We start from the raw sequence: 21,475 nt of genomic DNA, 5'->3' as shown, positions 1-21,475 counted from the left end.
TCGCCTTATTGGGTCCACTGCAGGCTGCCGCCGGAATTCTCGGCGAGGAAGGCGGCGCGCCGGGCGAACAGGCCAGGCGCGACGCGATGGATTTCGGCAATGATCTCGCGCAGGTCGCCGGTGCGCAGCACGCCGTGCTCGACGAGGATCTCGCCATCGACCATCGTCAGGGACACGTCGCTGCCGCGCACGGCGTGGACGAGATTGTGGTGGAGATTGAAATAGGGTCCGTCGCGGAAGACCGGCGTCATGCGCGGCGTATCGGTGCGGACCGCGATGATGTCGGCACGCTTGCCGACCTCGATCGAGCCGATCTCATGATCGAGGCCGATCGCCTTGGCGCCGACGATGGTGGCCATGCGCAGCACTTGCCAGCTATCCATGGCAGCGGCGTCGAGGTCCTTCAGCTTGCCCAGCAGCGAAGTCACCTTCATCTCTTCGAACATGTCGAAATTGTTGTTCTCCTTCTCGCCGTCGGTGCCGATCCCGACAGGCACGCCGGCCTTCAGCATCTCGGCCACCAGCGCGATGCCGCTTGCCAGCTTCATGTTGGAAACAGGATTGTGGGCCACCGAAACGCGGCGCTTGGAAATAAGCTCGATCTCCTCCCGGTCGAGCCAGACGGCGTGGGCGATCATGGCGCGCGGCGTTTCGAAGAAGCCGAGGTCGTCGAGCGCGAACATCGGCCGTTTGCCGTAACGCCGCTCAAATTCCGCGATCTCGATCTCGGCCTCGCTGCAATGTGTGTGGAAGCCGGTCTCGTATTTCCTTGCGAGTTCGATCGCCCGGCGCTGGCCGGCTTCGTCGGCATAAAACAGATGCTCCAGCCCGACCCAGACGTTGATGCGGCCGCCCGCCTTGCGATGCCAGCCCTCGATCATCGCCTCGTTCATGTCGAGCGTGTCGAAATAGTTGTAGTCGGGATGCTCGCCGACGTAAGGCACGGCGACCAGGCGGTTGCCGATCGCCTCGGCCGCCCTGGCGCTGCCTTCCATGAACCGCCACATGTCGACGACGGTGGTCGTGCCGCCGAGCACGGATTCCGCGTAGCAGAGCCACGACGCCGCCTCGGCCTCGTGTGGCTGCAGCACGCGATGCATCGGATTGATATGGAGTGTCAGCCAGTCCCAGACCGGCAGGTGCTCCGCCGTGCCGCGCAGGAAACCGGAATGCGCATGCGCGTTGACCAGCCCGGGCAAAAGCACCGCATTGTCGAGCTTCTTCACGGCTACGGCCGGATGCGCGGCACGCAGTGCAGCGAGCGCACTGACCGCGGCGATACGGCCATCCTCGACCAGCACGGCGCCGTCAGGCAACACATGGTTATTTTCATCCATAGTGAGCAGCGTGTCGGCCGCAAGGATGAGGCTTCGTGTCATCGCCAGTGCTCCGTGTGCGTTCTGTCGTTCATGACATCCTCAAGCTGCCGCGAGCAGGAAATCGGCGGCGCGCTCGCCGATCATAGTGGCGGGCGCGTGGGTGTTGCAGGTCGGGATCGTCGGGATCACCGAAGCGTCGGCAACATGCAGCCCATCAAGGCCGTGCACGGCGAGGCGGCTGTCGACGACGGCCATCGCGTCCTCGCCCATCTTGGCTGTTCCGCAGGTGTGGAAGAACGTCGAGCACGCCTCGCGGATGAAGGCGATTGTCTCGGTGCGGGTCAGTCGGCGGTCGGGTGCGGCGAAGCTGCCGAAGAGACCGGCATTCGCCTTTGCAGCCGCCATCTCCATCACCAGCTCGACCGCAGTGACCATGGCGTCGAGATCTTCCGGTTCCGCCAGAAAGTTCGGTTGGATTTCGAGCGGCCCGCCGGGCTTGCCGTCGAGTAGCTTCAGCTGCCCGACACTCTTCGAGCGCATCAGGCCCGCACCGAAGGAAAAGACATCGCCGGATAGATCGTAGCGCGCGCGGATCGCAGGTTCGGCGCTGTTGCCCTGGACCGGAAAGGCGTGCAGGTCGGGCTGCGGCAGGTCCGGCCGCGACTTCCAGTTGACCATCGAGCCACCGCCATTGCCCACTATCGGTCCGATCGGGCGCTTCGCGCGGAAAACGCAGGCCTGCGCCAGCGGATGATCCTGAAGATTCCGGCCGACGCCCGGCAGGGCGCAAACGACCGCAATGCCAAGGCGCTTCAGGTCGAGCGGATCGCCGATGCCCGACAGCATCAGCAGGCGCGGCGTGTCGATGGCCCCGGCCGCTAGCACGATGCTCTCTTGCGCGCGCGTTTCGCAGATTTCGCCGCCGACGAGGTGCTTGACCGCGACGCATCGGCTGCCTTCGACCGTCAGGCCGATGGCCGCGGATCCGGTCAGCACCGTCAGCATCGGGTGATCCAGGATCGGCACGAGATAGCCCGTCGCCGAACTCCAGCGCTTGCCGTCGAAGATGTTGAAATTCGCGGCGGTCGCCCCCTCGTTGCTGGGGCCGTTCGGATCGTCGATCACCGGGATACCGATCTCGGCCGCGCCATCGATCAGCGCCTGCGCGACCGGGTGCAGTGCCGTCGACCGCTCGATACGGAGCGGACCGCCCGCTCCGCGAAACTCGCTTGCACCGTCGCGCCAGTCCTCGCAGCGCCGGAAAAAGGGCAGCACGTCGGCGAAGCTCCAGCCCTTGGCGCCGCCAGCCTCCCAGGCATCGTAATCATGTGGGTGGCCGCGATACCACATCATCGCGTTGATGGCGCTTGAGCCGCCCAGCAGGCGGCCACGCGGGATGCCGATGGTACGGCCGTTCACGCGCGGTGTCGGAGCATAGTCGTAGCCCCAGTCATAGGTGCCGCGGCCAAGCGGCACCCATTGGCCGGGGTCGTCGGCCTCCACGATCCCAAGACTCGTCGGGCCTGCTTCGATCAGGAGGACGTCGGCACCGGCATCGACCAGCCGCCGCGTCACCGCACAGCCACCGGAACCCGAGCCGACCACGACGTAGTCGTAGCTGGGTTTCAGCGCGCGTCGAGGGACGACAGGTCCGAGGGTGCCCATGATCTCGTCAGTTGTGCTCGCTCGGGCCCATGATGACGATGCGTTCGCTCGCCTCGACGTGGCGGACGAAGATATACTTGTCCTCGCGGCCGTCGCTGTGTTTGCGCTTGATGTCCGGCTGAACCGTTCCCGAGACCTTGGCGACCACTATATAGGGTGCCTCCATCGCGAGCGCCCTTGCGCAATGCACGTCGAACTCCTCCACGGTGCGCGCCGTATGGGCGTTCTCGACGCCGGCGCCGCGCGCGATCGCGGCAAGGTCGACGCGGCCCAGCGCCGTATGCGTCGGCGGGCCGCCGATCGACTGGTAGCACTCATTGTCCCAGACCACGATGAAGAGGTTTTTCGGTTGTTCGTTTCCGAGCGTGGCCAGGATGCCCAGATTGAAGAGCAGGCCGCCATCCGTATCAAGCGAAACGACGCGGCGGTGCGGCAGGCCGGCGGCGAGCCCGAAGGCCTGCGGCGTGACGCAGCCGAGTTGCTGCTGGAACAGGCTCGCCTCGCGCATATGCGGCGCGGCGTTGTACCACTCGTCGACGCTGCCGCCGAGCGAAAGGATCACCAACTCATCCTTCAACCGCGCGGCAAGCGCCTTCATGCAGTCGAAGCGTTTCATCGCACCACCTCGCCGCCGAGCGCCACGGCCGAATGGTAGTAGGACGCATAGGACCAGGAATAGGCGTCGACGATGGCGCGCTCGATCTTCGCCTCCTCGGTGACGATCCGGTACGGAACGCGCAGTGCGTTCAGCACCGGCTCCATGGTGATGCCATGCGGGATTGCCCACCAGTTGTTCTCGCCAAGCTCGCCGCGATAGCTCATCAGCATCACGACCGGGATGCCGGCTCCGAGGCCCATGCGGGCCAACGGCTCGACCGAGGCGCGCAAGCCGGAATTTTCCATGACCAGCGCCGCGCGCTTGCCCGACAGGAAGACCCCGCCGCAGATCGCCGCGCCCTCACCCTCGTTGGTGACGCGGATCGTGCGGATATCCGGATCGGCATCAAGCGCCGGGTAGAGCTCCTTGAACAGCGAATCGGGCAGGTAGCAGACGATGCTCACTCCCGCCCGCTTAAGCCCCCGAATGACCGCGTCGACCGCACTCTGCTTCATGACATCCCCTTCGGCCGGGAAGTCTCGCAAAGCTCAGTTGTTCGAGATAGGGACAAATTACTCTCTTTATCGATGCGCAAAATGCAACAACTAACCATGCAACGCCTCGACCATGCGGGCCAGCAGCGCCGCGAATGCGGAGGCCGCATCCGACATTTCGCGTTCCAGTCGGGCGAGCAGCATCAGTCGGTGCGGGTTCATGCGAGAATCGCGCAACGGCACGAAAACGATCGATCCGTCAGCCACTTCCGGTTCGATGCCGAGCTTGGTGCGAAGCACCACGCCGAGGTTGAGGCGCACCATCTCGGTCATCAGTCCGATCGAGTTGGTCCGCGACCGTCGCGTGATGTCGATCATGGAGCGCCCGATCGCATCGTCGATCGAAATGCCCAAAGCAAGGCTGTTGTCCGAGACGATGACCTGTTCGCCGGCAAGATCGAACAGCTTCACTTCCTTGCGGCCGGCAAGGCGACTGTCCGGATGAGCGACGACGCCCAGCGGCAGAGGCGTGCTCGCGATCTTGCGCACGTTGCGCGGCACGCGCACGTCGAAAGCAAGCGCCAGATCGCATTCGCCGTCGGCAACCGCATCGCAGGCGCGCTGCGACCCGGCGACATGCACATCGACCGATATCCGCGGATGGCGCTTCCAGAATTCCTTCAGTGCGTTCGGCACCAGCCCGCGCGCCGCGCTCTCCACGACTGCCACGGACAACGAGCCGCGGTTGAGGCCACTGAGATCGTTGATCTCGGACGAGGCGCGGGCCAACTCGGTGATGCTCTGACGCGCGTGGTAGAGCAGAAGCTCGCCTGCGCTGGTCAGTTTCAGTCGCTGGCGCACGCGTTCGAAGAGCGGTGTGCCCAGTTCGTCCTCCAGGCTCTTGATGACGCGGCTGATAGAGGATGGCGCCACGTTGAGCGCCTGCGCGGTCTGGCGCACCGAGCCCAGCCGCGCGACCATTTGGAAATAATGGATGCGCGGTGAGACCAGGCCAAGCCGGAAGGGATCCACTCAGGCGGCCTCGAAGGCCGGGACGATCTCCATTTCCGGCACCAGCACGAGACCTTTGTCGGTGATGCGGATTTCGGGGATGACCGAGAGCGGGATGAGGTTGAAGCCCATATAGGGGATGCAGCAGCCGGCCGCCTCCCATTCCCGCTTGAGGATCTTCACCTCATCCGCGACCTCGGTGACGCGCTTGTCGGACAAAAGGCCGGCGATCGGCAGTTCGACCATGGCGGTTACTTTGCCGTCGACGACGACACAGACGCCGCCTTGCGTTTCCTCGATCGCCCGCAGCGCCACCTGCATGTCGGCCTCGTTGACCCCGGCGATGATGATGTTGTGGCTGTCGTGGCCGACAGACGACGCGACGGCGCCGCGCTTCAGCGTGAAATTGCTGAGCAGCCCGTAGGCGACGTTGCCGTCCGACTTGCCATGGCGCTCGACCACGGTGACGAAGCACAGGCCGTGGCGGTCGAAATGGTTCTGCCAGTCATTGGCCGGATCGAGCGTGATCTTCTGGTGGCCGAGCGTGATCCCCGGCAATTCGGTGCGGATGGTATGCGCCACCACCTTGGCGGTTGGCAGGTCCGGCGTCAGCTTGATCTGCTTCGGCAGCTTCACTGTGTGGTAGGCCGCGTCCGGATAGCGGTAGCGGGTCGAGAGGGCCTGGTCGAGCAGCGGCGTGATCTTGCCGTCATCGACGACGAGTTCGCCGCCATACCACGTGCTGACGGGATCGAAGCCGTCGTCGAGCAGCACCAGGTCGGCACGGCGGCCGCCACCGAGGCCTCCGATTTCGCCTTCCATGCCGAAGCGCGTCGCGCCATGCAGTGAGCCCATAGACCAGGCCTGCTCCGGCGTCATGCCGGCCTTCATCGCCTCGCGCGTCACCCAGTCAAGGCCGAAGAGCATCAGGTCGTCAGCATCGCGGTCGTCGGTGCAGACCGCGATGCGCTTGTGCGAGGCTCCGAGTTCCGTGATCGTCTTGATCGCTGCGGGCAGGCTGTGCCACGGCGTCGTCGGCGGGCCGCCGCGCAGGAACAGCCAGATGCCGGCTTCGAGCATGTCGTCGGCGATCTCGCGGTCGATCGCCTCATGGGTATCGGTGACGCCGGAGGCCGCATAGGCCGACACGAATTCGCGTCCATAGACGTGTCCCGACACCGGGCGGCCGCGTTTCAGCGCCGCAGCGAGGATGGCATGGCTGCGTTCATCGCCCATAGCCACTGGCACGAAATCCATCTTCTCGCCGAGCGCCACGGCTTCCGGCCATTTGTCGAACAATGCGCCGATCTTCTCGGCTGTCAGGTCGCCGCCGGCCGTTTCCAGCAACGACGATGTCGCCGGGACGGTGCTCGGTACCGTCAGGAAAATGGACAACGGCGCCAGGCGCGCGTCCTCCAGCATCGCCTCGACGCCAGCAACGTCCATGACGTTGCCGATCTCGTGGCTGTCGCAGAAGAGGGTCGTGGTGCCATTGAGCAGCGCCGCCTCGGCATAGGCGCAGGCCGTCACCATCGAGGATTCGATGTGGATGTGCGGATCGACCAGGCCGGGGGCGACGATGCCGCCCCTGGCGTCATATATCCGGGCGCTGCCGCCCTTATAGGTGCCGGCCGGCTTCACGGCGGCGATCCGTCCTCCCGATAGCCAGATCTCGCGGCCTGGAAGAATGCGCTCCGAATAGGTCGACAACACGCGTGCGCCGGCAATGACCAGATCTGGATCGGCTCGCCCGGAAGCGACACCGGCCAGTCGCCGGGTCATGGACGAGAGCGGCTGGACGGAAAAGCGCGTGAGAGAGGTCATTCTGTTGCTAGCCTCATTCTCGTTGAATTTTGGGCGTCAATGGTAATCGGGGATGCCCGGCATGGTCATGAAGCCGGGAAGCGCGCGGAAGCGACGCGCCCAGCGGCGCAGCGCCGGATACTCGTCATGGTCGACGCCGAAATCGCGGCTCAGCGCAAAGGCCGGAAAAAGCGCGATGTCGGCGATGGTCGGGCGGTGCGCAGCGAACCATTCTTTTTTCTCGAAACCCCGCGCGGTCATATGGTCGTCCATGGCGCGGAGCGCTTGCGCGGCACCGGCACGCAGCGCAGCCTCGTCGCCGGCGGCGCCGAACATGGCATGGCGGCGCGCGGCGCCGGCAACGCCGAGATCGCCGGCCGCGAAGAAAAGCCACTGCATCACCTTGGCGAAATCCGAACCATCCGCCGGCAGCCATGCACCCGTTGAATCGTGGCTGCGCGCCAGATGGACAACGATGGACTCGGCGCCGAACATCGTCACCTCGTCGTCGCGGAGAATGGGCAGGCTGCCCGCCGGGTTCATGGCCAGGAATGGCGGCGTCTTCTGCTCCGCCCCCGGAAATGCATCGACTGCAACGGTCTGCCATTCCAGGCCGAGCATGGAAAGCGCCAGCCGCACCTTGTAGCAGTTTTCGTCCAGCTCGTAGTTGTAGAGCGTGATCCTCGCCATCATGCGGCCCGCGTCGTCGAGGTCGCGCCGGCACGCCCGGTCTCGAGGTGGTGGCGCAGTTCACTCGTCCAAGCGAAGAAATGCTCCTGTCCCTTGCCGGCATATTTTGCCGCCGGTCCGTCAATCACGACATGCAGGGCCGATCGTTTGCCGGTCAGTTCTTGCAGGCCAAGAAGCAGCGTCTCCTCGCCGACCTTCAGGCTGAACAGCGTCCCGCTCAGCGCCTTCAGATCAGCGAGGCCAGATCCTCCGGAGGAAGATGTGGGCGGCATGGCCTGCACGACATCGATCACCATCCCGGCGGAACAGTCGAGATACAGGCTGCGGACCGGCACCACCTCCTCTGGCAAGGCAGGCAGTTCAGGCAATGCTGCTGCCGGGTCCAGCGTCGTCCAGATCATGCCAGCCGCCTCGGCCGTGCTGTAGACCGACACGGTAATGGACGCCGGCACCCTGAGATCGGGGTGGGCCGGAATGTATCGGCACTGGCCGGCCGTGTCGTACTGCCAGCCGTGATAAAGGCAGGCGATATGGTCGCCGCGGACAAAACCGAAGCTCAGCTTCATGCCGCGATGCGGGCAGCGATCCTCCCACACATGCGCTGCGCCACTGTTGTCGCGCCACACCACCAGTTCGTTTCCGCCAAGGCGGATCCCGGCCGAACTGCCCGGCTCGATCGATCCCGACAGCGCCACTGGGTGCCATCCAGCCTGTATCGTCATCCTGCGTCTTCCTCTCTGGAATATCCCCGAATTTCGGCCCGTTCGCAGTCCATCACCAGACAGTCGATTGGTCCCAGGCTACATGCCATCTCGAAGGCATCGATGAGATCGGGCTGGCCCGAAACCTGGACGACAAAAAAATCGTCCGCGGCTTCGTGCACCAGCAGATCGAGATTGAGCCGAGCGGCACGCCTGTCGGCGAACTCGCTAAAGCTCGACGACACCAGTTGGCCGACGAAGCGCAGGCGCGTTGTTTGAGGCGGAGGCGCAAGGTTCTGCGCTTCCGGTAGGTGCTTCATGCCTATATTTCTCCCGGCCTGCACATTTTTTAAGCAGTTTTAGAATGTGTCTAGTTAGGCATCATTTTTTGGCTTGTGCAAGCCCCGTTTCCCTGACATCTGTTGCGTATCAGGTGATCGGACAGTTGGAAAAAGCCGCGATTATCGAACAACTCGGCAGCCGTCCGTCGCCCAACAAATCCAGGTGCGGCTTGGGATTGCCGGTCCGGGCGGGTGAGCGTCGATGTCGTTGTCAAGTTTCATTCAGCTTATACCCAAGGTCGAGTTGCACTTGCACCTCGAGGGTGCCGTCTCCACAGAGACATTCGCCGAGCTGGCGGCGCTGAACGCGGTGTCGCTGCCGGACGGCAGACCGACATCGGAGCTCTACAGCTACGGCAACCTGCTGGATTTCCTGAAGATTTACGATCTGGTTTGCGCCTCGATCAAGACTGCAGAGGATTTCTCTCGCATCACCTTCGAGGCCCTGGAGCGCTGTGCGAAGTCCGGCGCACGCTACGTCGAGCTGTTCTTCAGCCCGCATGCGCATCTTGCCCTCGGCGTGGCCTATTCGACTATGCTCGAAGGCATTCTCGACGGCTTTCACCGTGCGGGGGAGCGCTATGGACTTATGGCGAAGCTGATACCGGCCCATGCGAAGCCGCTCGGCGCGGCCGGTGGCGAGCGCTTCCTGGACATGGTTCTGGCCGAGCGCCCGGCAGAGGTAATCGGCATCGGCTTCGATTACGACGAACGCCCGAACCCACCGCCGATGTTTGCGCGCATCGTCGAGCGAGCGCGGGCTGCCGGGCTCAATGTCACCAACCATGCGGGCGAGGACGGCCCGGCGGGCTACGTCCGCGATACCGTCGACGTCCTCGGCCTGAGACGGATCGACCACGGCTACCACGTGGTCGACGACCCGGCGCTGATGGAACAGTGCAGGGAAATGGGCATCGTCTTCACCTGCTGTCCGAGCACGACGCTGGCCACCACTGTCTGGCGCGACCTTTCCGCGCCCGACCACGCGATCCGCCGCATGATCGAGGCCGGGCTTACCGTGACGATCCACTCCGACGATCCGCCCATGTTCGCCACGACGCTCGACCGCGAATACGCGCTGATCGCCGAAAATTTTGCGCTCGGGCCGCCGGCACTGAAGCGGATCGCGCTGGCTGGCCTGTCCGCAGCATGGCTCGACGACGACATCAAGCAGGCATGGCTGGCCGACTGGTCGGCAGAAATCGACCGCCTCATGGAAACCGAACTGTCTCTCCCGAACTGAACACAACACGGAACAAAGGACCGACGCATGATCGACCTGCGCAATCTCTCCCGCCGAGGCTTCCTCAACATGGGCGCCGCAGCCGGCGCCTCGCTGCTCCTGCCGAAATCCGGCCTTATCACGCCCGCCCATGCACAGACGCCGCTCGCCGCCGTCGCCGAGGAAAACGCTGTCATCGCCTTCGGCCACACCGGTCCGGTGACCGATGAAGGCTGGACCTGGAGCCACGACCAGGGCATGAAGGCCGTGCAGCAAGCGTTCCCGAAGCTGAAGACGCTGTTCGTCGAAAGCATCCCCTATTCGGCCGACGCGACCCGAACCTTCCGCCAGTTCGTCTCGGAAGGTGCCAACATGGTGTTTGCCACCTCCAACTATGGCGACTTCCTCTACGACGTGGCCAAGCGTTCGCCGGACGTCGCCTTCTATGAATGCGATGGACGCAACCCGCTCGAAAATCTCTCGACCTATTACCTCGCCCATTGGTACCCGACCTACGTCACCGGTGTCGCCGCGGGCCTGATGAGCAAGAGCGGCAAGCTCGGCTACGTCGCCTCCTTCCCTGTTCCGTCGGTCTTTTCCGGCACCAACGCCTTCCTGATGGGCGCCCGTTCGGTCAATCCCAACGCCACGGTGCAGACCATCGTCATCAACTCATGGTTCGATCCGCAGGCTGCCACCCAGGCCGGCACCGCCCTCATCGACAACGGCGCCGACCTTCTGTTCGGCATCATGGACGAAGCAGGCTATCTGCAGGTGGCCGAGCAGCGCGGCGCGAAGGCCGTCATGTGGAATACCGACATCCGCCGCTACGGGCCGAAGGCCTACGTCTCCTCGATCGCCATCGACTTCAAGAAATTCTATGTCGACCAGGTGCGCCTGCGCCTCGAAGGCAAGTGGACGCCCTCGCAGACCATCCTGCCGATGGGCGGCGGTATCGACCGCGATGCCTGGGGCGAGACGGTGCCCACCGAGGTCGCAAAGCAGGCCGATGCCGTGCGCGACAAGATTCTCGGCGGCTGGAGCCCGTTCGAGGGCGAGATCAAGGACACAAAGGGCAACGTCAAGGTGGCTGCCGGCCATCGCATGACCGAAGAGGAACTCTACAACTGGGATTGGTCGATCGAAGGCGTCAGCGGCCTCCAAGCGTGATCCCGAAAGATTGCAGAGTTTTCGGATAGACTATGCGGCAGAAGGCAAAGAGCTAAGCGGGATGAATGATTTTGTTCCAGTTCATCATGCTTCGAGCGAGCACCGCTACGGCGGCATGGAGGTGCCGTCCACCTCCCCGGGGCGTTACGAGCCTGGCTCCGGCGCACCGCCGCTCGTGCTGCTCAAGGGTATCAGCAAATATTTCCCCGGCGTCGTTGCCAACCAGGATGTCGACCTGGACGTGATGCCGGGGGAGATCCACGCCTTGCTCGGCGAGAATGGCGCCGGCAAGTCGACCTTGATGAACATCCTCACCGGCATCTATCAGCCGGATGCCGGTGAGATCGTCGTCGACGGCTATGCCAAACGTTTCGCATCTCCAGTCGATGCGATCTCCGCCGGTATTGGTATGGTCCACCAGCATTTCAAGCTGGTGACCGCCTTCACGGTCGCCGAGAATATTCATCTCGGCTGGTCCGAAACGCCCAAGCACATTGGCTCGTCGGTGCTCGAGGCGCGGACTGCCGCACTGGCCGAGAAGCTGAACCTCGCGGTACGGCCATCCGCGCGCGTCGCCGATCTTTCGACCGGCGAGCAGCAGCGCGTGGAAATCCTACGCGTGCTCGCGCGCAACGCTCGCGTTCTGATCCTCGACGAGCCGACTGCAGTGCTTACTCCGGCGGAAGCGCGCGAGCTCTTCAAGGCGCTCAAGCAGTTCGTGTCCCGGGGCAATGCGGTGGTCTTCATCAGCCACAAGCTCGACGAGGTCCTGGAGATATCCGACCGCATCACCGTGCTGCGCGGCGGCCGCAAGGTGGCCACCGAAAAGACTGCGGACTGCGGCGAGAAGATGCTGGCGCGCCTGATGGTTGGCCGTGAGATCGTGCTTAGCAATCTGCGTGCCAGGCAGCCAGGCGCGGCCGGCATCTCCGCCGAGCCGGTGCTCAGCCTCAAATCTGTCGTCGCGCGTGACGACGTGGGCAGCATCCTTCTCGACGAGGTTTCGCTCGACATCCATGCCGGCGAGATTCTCGGCATCGCCGGTGTGGCCGGCAACGGCCAGAAGGAGCTGACCCAGGCCGTCACCGGCTTACGGCTGATCCATTCCGGCCAGATACTGCTCGGCGGAAAGGACGTCACGACCGCCGGCGCGGTCGATTACGCGAAGTTCGGCGTCGGCCACATTCCCGAAGACCGGCTGCACAGCGGCCTGGCGCCGGCGCTTTCAATCACCGACAACGCCATAATCCGCGAATATGCGTCGGCGCCTGTTTCAAAGGGCTTCGCGTTCCGACCGCGCCTTGCGGCTGCTCTCGCGCGCACGATCGCCGAAGCGGCATCCGTTGCTGTGCCCGATTTCGGCATGCCCATGCGCAACCTTTCCGGCGGTAATCAGCAGCGCCTCGTCGCACGCCGCGAGATGCGCATCGCAAGCAAGGTTCTGATCGCCGCCTATCCGAGCCGCGGCCTCGATGTCGGAGCGATCAACACGATGATGCACTACCTCGTCGAATTGCGCGATGCCGGCGTCGGTGTGCTCTTCATTTCCGAGGAGCTGGAAGAGCTGTTCAACCTGTCGGATCGCATCGCCGTGATGTTCCATGGCAGGATCATGGGCGCGGTGGAGACTGCCTCCACCGACATCGAGGAAATCGGCCTGATGATGGGCGGGCAGATGCGGTCCAGTGCTGGCGCCCAGGCCGCTGCCGGGAAGCACTGACCTTGGCGATCAAGCTTCAGCGCGTTCCATCCGCGCAGCCCTCCGTTGCCTTTGCGGCACGTGCTCTGGCGATCGTGCTGGCGCTGGGGGTCACCGGCCTGGTTCTGGCCGCTCGCGGCAATGCTCCCGTCGAACTCGCCTGGGAGGTGCTCAGCTCGACTTTTGGCTCGAGCTTCGGGCTGGAAGACGTCGGACTTCTGGTCACTCCCCTGATCCTGACCGGCCTGTCGGTCTGGGTAGCGCTGAGAATCGGCGCCTGGAACATCGGCGCGGAGGGCCAATTCTATGCCGGCGCCTTCAGCGCCACGGCGGTCGCGCTGTTCATTCCCGGCCCGACCTGGCTGATCCTGCCTGTTATGTTCACCGCTGGCGCGCTCGGCGGGCTGCTCTGGATACTGGTGCCGACGCTGGCGCGCGCCTACGCCGATGTCAGCGAACTCATCACCACCCTGCTTCTGAATTTCGTGGCGACGCTGATGGTTTATTACGTCGCCACCGGCCCATGGCTCGACCCGAGCGGCCATGCGCTCGCGACCACCGCACGTCTGCCGCATGATGTGCCTGAATTCTGGGGTATCGTGCACTACGGTTTCCCGCTGGCGATCCTGCTCACCTTTGTCATCGCAGGACTGCTCAACTACACGCGCTGGGGCTACGAGGTAAGGATCGCTGGGTCGAATCCAAGCGCGGCGCTTTATGCGGGCATGCCGTTCCGCCGCCGCCTGATCGTCGTCCTGCTGATGTCGGGAGCGATCGCCGGCATCGCCGGTATGCTGGAAGTAGCTGGCACGGTGCATCGCCTGCAGGGCGGCATCTCCAACAATTTCGGCTATCTCGGCATCATGGTCGCGGTGCTGGCGCGCGGTTCCTCACTTGGCGTGCTCGCAGGCGCGGCTTTGATGGGCGTCATCCTGAATTCGGGCATCATCCTGCAGACGCAAGGCATCACCGTCTCGGCCGTGCTCGCCATCACCGGACTGATCCTGTTCTTCACGGCGATCGGCAACGAACTCGCTCACTACCGCATCACGCGGACCGAACCGGCCGCGAGCTGAGGAAACACCCATGGACATGATCGCCGGACTGATCCAGACCTCCATTCTCGCCGGCGGCGTGCTGGCGCTGGCGGCGCTGGGCGAGACGCTCTCCGAGCGCGCCGGCGTCGTCAATCTCGGCGTCGAAGGGCTTATGGCGCTCGGTGCAATCACTGGCATCGCGGTCGTCGTCGCCACGCCGCACCCTATGCTCGGCTTCGTTCTTGCGCTTGCCGTCGGGTTCGCTGTCGGCTGCGTCTTCGCTGTTGGCACCGTCGTCATCAAGGCGAACCAGGTGTTGTGCGGCCTGGCCCTGACGCTGATGGGCACCGGCATGGCCGCAACGATCGGTCGCGCCTATTCCGGCATGCCGGCGCCGGCGACCTTCGCGCCGATCGCTATTCCCTATCTTAGCGACATCCCGCTGCTCGGTCGCGCGATCTTCACGCAGAACATCCTTGTCTACCTGATCTACATCGTCCTGCCGGTTGTGCTGCACTACATCATGTTCCGCACGCGCCACGGGCTGAACATGCGCGCGGTGGGCGAAAACCCCGCGGCAGCCGACGCCGCCGGCATTTCGGTGCAAAGCATCCGCTTCTGGTATGTCGCCGCGGGCTCGGCGCTGGCGGCCGGCGCCGGCGCTTACCTCACGCTTGCCTTCGTTCCCTCCTGGTCGGAAGGCGTCGTGGCCGGCCGCGGCTGGATTGCGGTCTCTCTCGTCATCTTCGCAGGCTACCGGCCCCTCAACGCCGTGCTGGCCGCTCTGCTGTTCGGTCTTATCACCTCTCTCGGCTTCGTCGGCCAAGCACGCAACTGGCCGATCGCGGCGCCGATCCTGTCGATGCTGCCCTATCTCGGCACGATCACCCTGATCATCGTGCCGGTGCTTGCCTGGCAGCGCATGCGCCGGGTAATGGCCGCGCCGGCTGCTCTCGGCGAACCCTATTTCCGCGACATGCGTTGAGACCATCATGCCCCGCCTGCTTGTCAAGAACATCGATCTGCTCGCCACCTTCGATGGTACGCGCCGCGAGATTTCCGACGGCGCCTTGTTGATCGACGACAACGTCATCGAAGCGGTCGGCACCACCGCGGAACTCAGTGCCTCCAGTGCCGACGAGGTGCTCGACCTATCGGGCCATGTCGTCATGCCGGGCATGGTGAACACGCATCATCATATGTACCAGAACCTCACCCGTGTGATGGCTCAGAACGACGAGCTGCTTGTCTGGCTGAAGACGCTCTATCCGATCTGGGCCGAGCTCGACGACGATGCGATAGGCGTCTCGGCGCGCGTAGCGATGGCCGAGCTCATCCATTCGGGCTGCACGACCAGCTCCGATCACCTCTACATCTTGCCCAACAACTGCACGCTCGACGCGACGATCGGTGCGGCCCGCGATATCGGTCTGCGTTTCCACGCTGCGCGTGGAGCCATGTCGCGCGGCGAAAGCCAGGGCGGCTTGCCGCCGGATCGCTGCGTCGAAAAGGAAGAGGATATCCTGAAGGATGCCGAACGGCTGATCGGCGGCTATCACGACGCGTCGCGACATTCGATGAGCCGAATCATCCTGGCTCCTTGCTCGCCGTTCTCGGTGACTCCGGAGTTGATGCGCGATGCGGCATCGCTGGCGCGCAGCCACAAGGGCGTGAACCTGCATTCGCACCTTGCCGAAGAGCTTTTCGAGGAGAAGTACTGCCTCGAAATCTATGGCAAGCGGCCGGTCGAGTTCGCTGAATCCGTCGGCTGGCTCGGTGACGACGTCTGGTTCGCCCACTCGATTTTCATGACCAGCGACGAGATCGACCGCTTCGCCGAAACCGGCACCGGGGTCGCCCATTGCCCGTCGGCTAACATGCGCTGCGGCCAAGGCATCGCGAAGATCCGCGAGATGCTCGACAAGGGCGTGAAGGTCGGCCTTGGCGTCGACGGCTCGGCCTCGAACGAGACGTCGAACCTGTTCATGGAAGCGCGGCTGGCGCTGATGCTTCAGCGTGTCGCGCCGCACCACTACCTCTCCGAAAAGCCCGGCGGCCGCGGCGGTTTCGGCGGCACGCCGACGGCGCTGTCCGCGCGCGAGGCCCTCGAAATGGCGACGCGCGGCGGCGCTGCCCTGCTCGGCCGCAATGACATCGGCCATCTCGCGCCCGGCATGTGCGCCGACTTCATCGCGGTCAAACGCAGCCAACTCGGCCTTTCCGGGACCGAGCGCGACCCGCTCGCCGCGCTGGTGCTTTGCGGACCCTTCAAGGTCGACTATTCCTACATCAACGGCCGGCAGATTATCGCGAGAGGCGACTTCGCCTCTTTCGATGTCGAGGCGGCGATGGCCGACCACCGGGCTGTGATGGACCGCATCTATCGGCAGTGAGATAGCACAGGAAGGACGCAACAATGACCATTAAGCGAGCTGCGGAGCAGGCGGCCCTCGATCAATGGTATTGCATTGACGCGCTGAACGAGATTCCGGTTGGCACGATGGCGAACCGGCTTCTGGGCATCGATCTGTTGGTAGCCCGCGATACGGCAGGCGCGGTCAATGTGTCGCGTGCCGGCGACGGCAGCCAAGTCCCGGCCAGGGAACGCTACGGCTATCTATGGATCACGCTCGGCATGCCGGCAGGCGATGTGCTGTCGATCCCGGAGGCCTATGAGGACGACCGCCGGCCTGTCGTTTGCGGAGCGATCACGGTAAAGGCGTCCGGCCTGCGCATCGTCGAGAATTTCCTTGACATGGCGCATTTCCCCTTCGTCCATACCGACATATTGGGCGCCGAGCCGCACACGGAAGTGCGGCATTACACAACCGAAATCCGCCGCGACGTGGATGAGGTGTGGGCGACCAACTGCGAATTCTTCCAGCCGCAGGCAGCACTCTCGGCGACCGGCGGCATCATGACCCAATACATGTACCGGGTCGCCAATCCTTTCGCGGTGATGCTCTACAAGACCTGCCCCAACTCGGCCACCCGGTGGGACGTGATCTGTCTGTTCGTGCAGCCCCTCGATCCGGACCGCTGCCGCGCGCACCCCGTCATGTTCCTGATCGACGACGTATCGACCACGACCGAACTTCTGCAGTTCCAGCAGCTCATCTTCCTGCAGGACCGCATCATCCTGGAGAACCAACGGCCACTTCTTTTGCCGCTCGAGCCGCGCGCGGAAATCCCGACGCGGGCCGACGGCTCGTCGATCGCCTATCGCCGCTGGCTGAAGGAGAAGGGCATCACCTACGGCACGACGGCGCAAGCCGCATGAGCGGCAGCCCTTCCGATATTGTCATCGGCATCGACGGACGGGCAATCGCGCTCTGGCGCTTCGCGACGGCAGTGCGTAGCTGTTCTTCGGCGGAGGACAGGTGAGCGACCTGAGCGGCAAGACGCTTCTGGCCAGCGGCTTTCACGCGCCGGAGCGCGGGCTCGTGGAAGAGTTGCTCCATGCCCTGATCGCAATCGATCAATCAGGCATCATCGCCTCGGTGCTGCATCCGCATGATGCCGGCTATGACGAGGCGCTGGAGGCCGCGCGCCGGACCGGTTCGCTGGCGACCTTGCCGGCGCAGAGTTATCTGCTGCCCGGCTTCGTCGATCTTCACGTGCACGCGCCGCAATATCCGCAGCTCGGCAGGGCGCTGGACGTGCCGCTCGAGGCCTGGCTCCACAAACACACGTTTCCCCTGGAGGCGCGCTACGCCGATCTCGCCTTCGCGCGGCGCAGCTACGGCCTGCTGGTCGACGACCTGATCGCTAATGGCACGACCACAGCGCTCTACTTCGCAACCATCCACCAGGACGCGACAAGGCTGCTCGTCGACATTTGCCTCGAACGGGGGCAACGTGCGCTGGTCGGCAAAGTGGCGATGGACAATCCCGACGAGTGCCCGGCCTACTATCGCGATACCTCGGCGGACGCGGCCATCGATGGCACGCGCGCTCTGATCGACTACGTGCATGGGCATCCGGACAATGCCACGGGACGGGTAAAGCCGGTCATTACGCCGCGCTTCATCCCCTCCTGTACCGACGCCGCCCTCAAAGGGCTCGGCACGCTTGCGCAGGAATGCGGCTGCCATGTGCAGACGCATTGCTCGGAGAGCGACTGGGCGCATGGCTACGTGCTGCAGCGCCACGGGATCAGCGACACGTCTAGCCTTGATCGCTTTGGCCTGCTGCGCGCCGGCAGCGTGCTCGCGCACGCCAATTTCATTACGCTTGCCGACATGGAGACGATCCGCGTGCGCAAGGCGGCCGTGGCGCACTGCGCCGTCTCCAACGCCTACTTCGCAGGCGCCGTGTTCCCGTTGAGGGCGGCCCTCGAGAAGGGTGTCAAGGTCGGGCTCGGCACCGACATTTCCGGGGGACCGAGCGCCTCGATGTTCGATGCGATGCGCGCGACGGTCATGTCGTCGCGCATGCTGGAAACCGGCACCGACCCGGCGCTAGCGGCCGAGACGCGCGGCACGGCCGGAACAGCACGCGTCGACTTTCGCGAGTCCTTCCACCTGGCGACGGCAGGCGGTGGCGCGGCACTCGGCTTGCCTGTGGGGCGATTCTCGCCTGGCTACCATTTCGATGCGATCCTGGTCGACACCGCCGCGCCCAGAATTCACCTGTGGGACGAACTCGACGACGGCGACGGCATCCTTCAGAAGATCGTCTACTTCGCTTCCAGGGCCAACATCGCGTCGGTCTGGGTCGGCGGGAGAGCTGTTCTCGCCTAAGCGGACGGGAGGCTGTGCCGAGAACCAGGAATCTTCCCGTGTTATTCCTTACGGTCGGGGCACGTCATGGATTTTGATCAGTATTCGCCGACGTCGATGACAGCCTGGGCAAAGGCTTGCGGGGCTTCTTGAGGCAAGTTGTGGCCGATACCGCCGGTGATGATCCGGTGCGTGTATCTGCCCGAGAATTTCTTGGCGTAGGAACTGCTGTCGGGATGGGGTGCGCCATTGGCATCACCCTCAAGGGTAATGGTCGGCACTGTGATCACGGGAGCTTCGGCCAGCCGGTTTTCCAGACCGTCATATTCAGGCTCGCCCTGTGCCAGGCCGAGCCTCCAGCGGTAATTGTGAATGACGATGCTGACGTGATCCGGGTTGTCCAGTGCTGCGGCGCTGCGCTGGAAGATGTCATCGTCGAAATTCCACTGCGGCGAAGCGAGTTGCCAGATGAGTTTGGCGAAATCGCGCGTGTATTTCTCGTAGCCGGCGCGGCCGCGATCCGTGGCGAAGTAATACTGATACCACCATTGAAGTTCCGCCTCCGGTGCCAGCGGCACCATGCCGACCTGCTGATTTCCGATGAGATAGCCGCTCACCGAGACGATCGCCTTGCAACGCTCAGGCCAGAGCGCGGCAACGACATTGGCCGTTCGAGCGCCCCAGTCGCAGCCGGCGATCGTGGCCTTTTCGATCCCCAGCGCATCCATCAGGGCCATCGTATCCGCGGCGAGCGCCGACTGCTGGCCGTTGCGCATCGTCTCGTCCGACAGGAAGCGCGTAGTGCCGTAGCCGCGCAGGTAGGGCACAATCACGCGGTACCCCTTTGCGGCAAGCAGAGGAGCGACATCGGCGTAGGTGTGAATGTCATAGGGCCAGCCATGAAGCAGGATCACTGGGGCACCTTCGGCAGGCCCCAGCTCCGCATATCCGACGCTCAGCTTTCCGGCATTGACCTGCCCGAGCGAGCCGAATGATTTCTGCGTGGCTTGCGTAGCAGATGCCCTCGCCTCGACCGTCCTAGCCGCTGCCGGCGCGCTCAAGCCGAGTTCGGTGGCGGCGAACGTCATTGCTGTCGCACCGACAATGCGCCGGCGGCGATGATCGACCGTGTCGGGAGCCTTACTCGCATTCATGATGAAGCCTCTATGATGACCAACAAGCGGGAACGACTAGACCGCCCGCATCGGCCGACAGGAAATATTGCGCTTATTTCGACGGTGACTGCGGCGAATCCAGTATTGCAACCACTCGGCCAGGGGGCAGTGCGGCGAGCTCTGACAGAATGTCGGTCAGGTCAAGCGTTTCCTCGATTTCCCTCCTCAGAAATTCGAGACGTAGGCCATCCCCACGCTTGGAAGCGGCTGGATGTAGCGTCCGCAGAAACGGCAGCATGAGAATGACTCCTGATCTTCTGTTTGGGCGAGAGGATATGTTGCGTCTGATCTTATGCTCGGAGTCGCCCTCGGCTTTAGACGAGGCCCTCACGATCCATTGCGATGCGCACGGCCGGCCGGGCAGCCATTCGGACGCGAAGGGCTTGCAAAGGCGCGGGAACAGGGACGTGGAAGCGGGCCGCCCAAAGCAGCATCACGAAAAGATAAAAATCCGCGACGCTGGGTTTGTCGCCGAACAGATAGTCGGTCTCGAGCCCGTCAGCGAAGAACTCGAGTTGGCTCGTAATCGTCGCGCTCGCCTTGGCCTTTTCGGGATCGCTGCTTTGGTGCCACATCGGCTTGAAGCTTCGGTGTATTTCAGTTGAGACGTAGGTCAGCGCTTCGAGAAGGCGGGTACGGCCCAACGGCCCCGCCACTCCCAGTGGCGGGTATTGCGACGCAATCCAGTCGAGGACGGCGATATTTTCCGTCAGCGTTTCGCCGCTATCCAGCACGAGGGCTGGAACGTAGCCCTTGCGCGTGACGGTAGTGAAATCATCCCCGGAGCCTGTTCGTTTGGTCTTGAGGTTCACACTTTCGCGCTCGAAGGAAACACCGGCCTCTTCCAGAGCGATGTGGTTCGCCAGGCTGCAGGCGAGAGGGCTGTAGTAGAGTTTCACCGCTTTTCCCTTCTCTGAACCCGATTGAATCGCGCTGGTCGTCGCCGGGCGGCAAACCGGCCACGCGAGACAACCGCTCCAAGAACTCGCACTTGGCGGGGACGACGACTACGACACCGACAGCTAGACGTGCCTATGCCGAGGTATGGTCGGCTGAAGTTCGGGATCGCCGTGCGCAATGCCGGGGCGTATGCCAGCTCAGTGGCCAACGGTTATCTGGAGGAATCCAGAACCTTCCATGATGGCATCGCAAGGCCAGCCAATCCTTCGCTCAGGAAATCCTAAACGAAAGTATTGGACGCACGTGCCGTTGGCACGATGGCTCACATCCGGCCACGGCCGGCATATTTCACGCGACGTGAGCAGACTGGAAAGGCGAAAGCCGTGGCCTGCTTTTGCTCGATTGCCACCAACGCGATGACGCAGCTTCCAGCAATAGGAGTCGCCATCATGGCCGACCTTTCCGAAACCCCCACAGCCGAGCACACATTGCGCGTGGAAGCGCCCGCCGCGATCGAGGTCGACGTCTCCTCGTTGACGCCGGGAACGTCGCTGATCGTCGACTGGCACGGCAAGCCGGTGGTTGTACGCAACCGCACCGAAAAAGAGAGGAAGGACGGCCAGGCAGTCAGTCTCGCCGAGCTCAAGGATCCAATTGCCCGCAACGCCAACCTGCCGGCCGATGCGCCGGCAACCGACGCCAATCGAACTATGCCGGGCAAGGAAGCCTGGGTGGTGATGGTCCAGGTCTGCACACATCTCGGCTGCATCCCGCATGGTCAGGAAGGCGATTTCGACGGCTGGTTCTGCCCCTGCCATGGTTCGCAATACGACACCGCCGGCCGCATCCGGAAGGGACCGGCACCCGAGAACATGGCGGTACCGGTGTTCCAATTCGTTTCCGACACCAAGATCCGTATCGGCTGAGGC

The 21,475-nt window shown here is 63.8% G+C and carries 20 protein-coding genes; 9 read left to right on the top strand and 11 right to left on the bottom strand.

Features of this window, described 5'->3' with window-relative positions:
* Positions 1-5: 5 nt before the first annotated feature.
* From NKI24_RS12575 to NKI24_RS12535, 9 genes are all read right to left on the bottom strand, one after another.
* Positions 6-1,379 (bottom strand): amidohydrolase family protein, encoded by a 1,374-nt coding sequence (locus NKI24_RS12575; protein ID WP_352449813.1) that lies wholly within the window; start codon positions 1,377-1,379, stop codon positions 6-8.
* A gap of 39 nt (positions 1,380-1,418) precedes the next feature.
* Positions 1,419-2,984, bottom strand: a complete 1,566-nt coding sequence (locus NKI24_RS12570) for a GMC family oxidoreductase (protein WP_352745616.1) — start codon at positions 2,982-2,984, stop codon at positions 1,419-1,421.
* A 7-nt stretch (positions 2,985-2,991) separates the two neighbouring features.
* Positions 2,992-3,600, bottom strand: a complete 609-nt coding sequence (locus NKI24_RS12565) for a thiamine pyrophosphate-dependent enzyme (protein WP_352449815.1) — start codon at positions 3,598-3,600, stop codon at positions 2,992-2,994.
* Positions 3,597-4,097, bottom strand: coding sequence for a thiamine pyrophosphate-binding protein (locus tag NKI24_RS12560; RefSeq protein WP_023674235.1), 501 nt, complete (start codon positions 4,095-4,097; stop codon positions 3,597-3,599). Before NKI24_RS12560 ends, NKI24_RS12565 begins: the two co-directional genes overlap by 4 nt.
* 90 nt (positions 4,098-4,187) lie before the next feature.
* Positions 4,188-5,108 (bottom strand): LysR family transcriptional regulator, encoded by a 921-nt coding sequence (locus NKI24_RS12555; protein WP_352743686.1) that lies wholly within the window; start codon positions 5,106-5,108, stop codon positions 4,188-4,190.
* Positions 5,109-6,911 carry an adenine deaminase gene (locus tag NKI24_RS12550; protein ID WP_352745612.1) on the bottom strand — a complete coding sequence of 601 codons (1,803 nt, stop codon included), beginning with the start codon at positions 6,909-6,911 and terminating at the stop codon, positions 5,109-5,111. It abuts the gene before it with no gap.
* Positions 6,912-6,947: 36 nt separating this feature from the next.
* On the bottom strand, positions 6,948-7,583 hold the full coding sequence (locus tag NKI24_RS12545) for a glutathione S-transferase family protein (protein ID WP_352745609.1): 636 nt from the start codon (positions 7,581-7,583) through the stop codon (positions 6,948-6,950).
* Positions 7,580-8,302: a Rieske 2Fe-2S domain-containing protein gene (locus tag NKI24_RS12540; RefSeq protein WP_023674231.1), complete on the bottom strand. Its 723-nt coding sequence runs from the start codon at positions 8,300-8,302 to the stop codon at positions 7,580-7,582. Before NKI24_RS12540 ends, NKI24_RS12545 begins: the two co-directional genes overlap by 4 nt.
* Entirely contained in the window at positions 8,299-8,601 is a 303-nt protein-coding gene (locus NKI24_RS12535) for a hypothetical protein (protein ID WP_023674230.1), read from the bottom strand. Before NKI24_RS12535 ends, NKI24_RS12540 begins: the two co-directional genes overlap by 4 nt.
* A gap of 223 nt (positions 8,602-8,824) precedes the next feature.
* Between NKI24_RS12535 and add the strand changes: the two genes are divergently transcribed.
* The 8 genes from add to guaD all read left to right on the top strand — a co-directional run bounded on the left by add (position 8,825) and on the right by guaD (position 18,492).
* Positions 8,825-9,865: an adenosine deaminase gene (gene add / locus NKI24_RS12530; protein ID WP_352745606.1), complete on the top strand. Its 1,041-nt coding sequence runs from the start codon at positions 8,825-8,827 to the stop codon at positions 9,863-9,865.
* 27 nt (positions 9,866-9,892) lie between these two features.
* Positions 9,893-11,014, top strand: a complete 1,122-nt coding sequence (locus NKI24_RS12525) for a BMP family ABC transporter substrate-binding protein (protein WP_352745603.1) — start codon at positions 9,893-9,895, stop codon at positions 11,012-11,014.
* 115 nt (positions 11,015-11,129) lie between these two features.
* Entirely contained in the window at positions 11,130-12,734 is a 1,605-nt protein-coding gene (locus NKI24_RS12520) for an ABC transporter ATP-binding protein (RefSeq protein WP_352745815.1), read from the top strand.
* A 2-nt stretch (positions 12,735-12,736) separates the two neighbouring features.
* Entirely contained in the window at positions 12,737-13,789 is a 1,053-nt protein-coding gene (locus NKI24_RS12515; RefSeq protein ID WP_502901449.1) for an ABC transporter permease, read from the top strand.
* Positions 13,790-13,799: 10 nt separating this feature from the next.
* On the top strand, positions 13,800-14,735 hold the full coding sequence (locus tag NKI24_RS12510) for an ABC transporter permease (RefSeq protein ID WP_352745601.1): 936 nt from the start codon (positions 13,800-13,802) through the stop codon (positions 14,733-14,735).
* 7 nt (positions 14,736-14,742) lie between these two features.
* Positions 14,743-16,143: an 8-oxoguanine deaminase gene (locus NKI24_RS12505; RefSeq protein WP_352745598.1), complete on the top strand. Its 1,401-nt coding sequence runs from the start codon at positions 14,743-14,745 to the stop codon at positions 16,141-16,143.
* Positions 16,144-16,166: 23 nt separating this feature from the next.
* Positions 16,167-17,030 carry an aromatic ring-hydroxylating dioxygenase subunit alpha gene (locus NKI24_RS12500; RefSeq protein WP_352745595.1) on the top strand — a complete coding sequence of 288 codons (864 nt, stop codon included), beginning with the start codon at positions 16,167-16,169 and terminating at the stop codon, positions 17,028-17,030.
* Positions 17,031-17,130: 100 nt separating this feature from the next.
* Positions 17,131-18,492 (top strand): guanine deaminase, encoded by a 1,362-nt coding sequence (gene guaD / locus NKI24_RS12495; RefSeq protein ID WP_352745592.1) that lies wholly within the window; start codon positions 17,131-17,133, stop codon positions 18,490-18,492.
* 77 nt (positions 18,493-18,569) lie between these two features.
* Here guaD and NKI24_RS12490 read toward each other — a convergent pair whose 3' ends face one another.
* Positions 18,570-19,625 (bottom strand): alpha/beta fold hydrolase, encoded by a 1,056-nt coding sequence (locus NKI24_RS12490; protein WP_352745589.1) that lies wholly within the window; start codon positions 19,623-19,625, stop codon positions 18,570-18,572.
* A 335-nt stretch (positions 19,626-19,960) separates the two neighbouring features.
* Positions 19,961-20,545 carry a glutathione binding-like protein gene (locus NKI24_RS12485; RefSeq protein WP_352745586.1) on the bottom strand — a complete coding sequence of 195 codons (585 nt, stop codon included), beginning with the start codon at positions 20,543-20,545 and terminating at the stop codon, positions 19,961-19,963.
* A gap of 384 nt (positions 20,546-20,929) precedes the next feature.
* On the opposite strand from NKI24_RS12485, the gene petA reads away from it, so the two are divergent.
* Positions 20,930-21,472 (top strand): ubiquinol-cytochrome c reductase iron-sulfur subunit, encoded by a 543-nt coding sequence (petA, locus tag NKI24_RS12480; RefSeq protein WP_502901448.1) that lies wholly within the window; start codon positions 20,930-20,932, stop codon positions 21,470-21,472.
* Positions 21,473-21,475 lie beyond the last annotated feature (3 nt).

It is taken from the genome of Mesorhizobium sp. M0701, assembly GCF_040320365.1.
GTDB lineage: Bacteria > Pseudomonadota > Alphaproteobacteria > Rhizobiales > Rhizobiaceae > Mesorhizobium.
The sequence above is the reverse complement of the archived record's forward strand: the minus strand, read 5'-3'. Positions and strand labels throughout refer to the sequence as shown.

What these genes read in the sequence shown, in the direction of transcription:
- NKI24_RS12575 (WP_352449813.1), bottom strand. Translation starts at nt 1,379, where the DNA reads ATGACACGAAGCCTCATCCTTGCGGCCGACACGCTGCTCACTATGGAT.
- NKI24_RS12570 (WP_352745616.1), bottom strand. Translation starts at nt 2,984, where the DNA reads ATGGGCACCCTCGGACCTGTCGTCCCTCGACGCGCGCTGAAACCCAGC.
- NKI24_RS12565 (WP_352449815.1), bottom strand. Translation starts at nt 3,600, where the DNA reads ATGAAACGCTTCGACTGCATGAAGGCGCTTGCCGCGCGGTTGAAGGAT.
- NKI24_RS12560 (WP_023674235.1), bottom strand. Translation starts at nt 4,097, where the DNA reads ATGAAGCAGAGTGCGGTCGACGCGGTCATTCGGGGGCTTAAGCGGGCG.
- NKI24_RS12550 (WP_352745612.1), bottom strand. Translation starts at nt 6,911, where the DNA reads ATGACCTCTCTCACGCGCTTTTCCGTCCAGCCGCTCTCGTCCATGACC.
- NKI24_RS12545 (WP_352745609.1), bottom strand. Translation starts at nt 7,583, where the DNA reads ATGATGGCGAGGATCACGCTCTACAACTACGAGCTGGACGAAAACTGC.
- NKI24_RS12540 (WP_023674231.1), bottom strand. Translation starts at nt 8,302, where the DNA reads ATGACGATACAGGCTGGATGGCACCCAGTGGCGCTGTCGGGATCGATC.
- NKI24_RS12535 (WP_023674230.1), bottom strand. Translation starts at nt 8,601, where the DNA reads ATGAAGCACCTACCGGAAGCGCAGAACCTTGCGCCTCCGCCTCAAACA.
- add (WP_352745606.1), top strand. Translation starts at nt 8,825, where the DNA reads ATGTCGTTGTCAAGTTTCATTCAGCTTATACCCAAGGTCGAGTTGCAC.
- NKI24_RS12525 (WP_352745603.1), top strand. Translation starts at nt 9,893, where the DNA reads ATGATCGACCTGCGCAATCTCTCCCGCCGAGGCTTCCTCAACATGGGC.
- NKI24_RS12520 (WP_352745815.1), top strand. Translation starts at nt 11,130, where the DNA reads ATGGAGGTGCCGTCCACCTCCCCGGGGCGTTACGAGCCTGGCTCCGGC.
- NKI24_RS12510 (WP_352745601.1), top strand. Translation starts at nt 13,800, where the DNA reads ATGGACATGATCGCCGGACTGATCCAGACCTCCATTCTCGCCGGCGGC.
- NKI24_RS12505 (WP_352745598.1), top strand. Translation starts at nt 14,743, where the DNA reads ATGCCCCGCCTGCTTGTCAAGAACATCGATCTGCTCGCCACCTTCGAT.
- NKI24_RS12500 (WP_352745595.1), top strand. Translation starts at nt 16,167, where the DNA reads ATGACCATTAAGCGAGCTGCGGAGCAGGCGGCCCTCGATCAATGGTAT.
- NKI24_RS12490 (WP_352745589.1), bottom strand. Translation starts at nt 19,625, where the DNA reads ATGAATGCGAGTAAGGCTCCCGACACGGTCGATCATCGCCGCCGGCGC.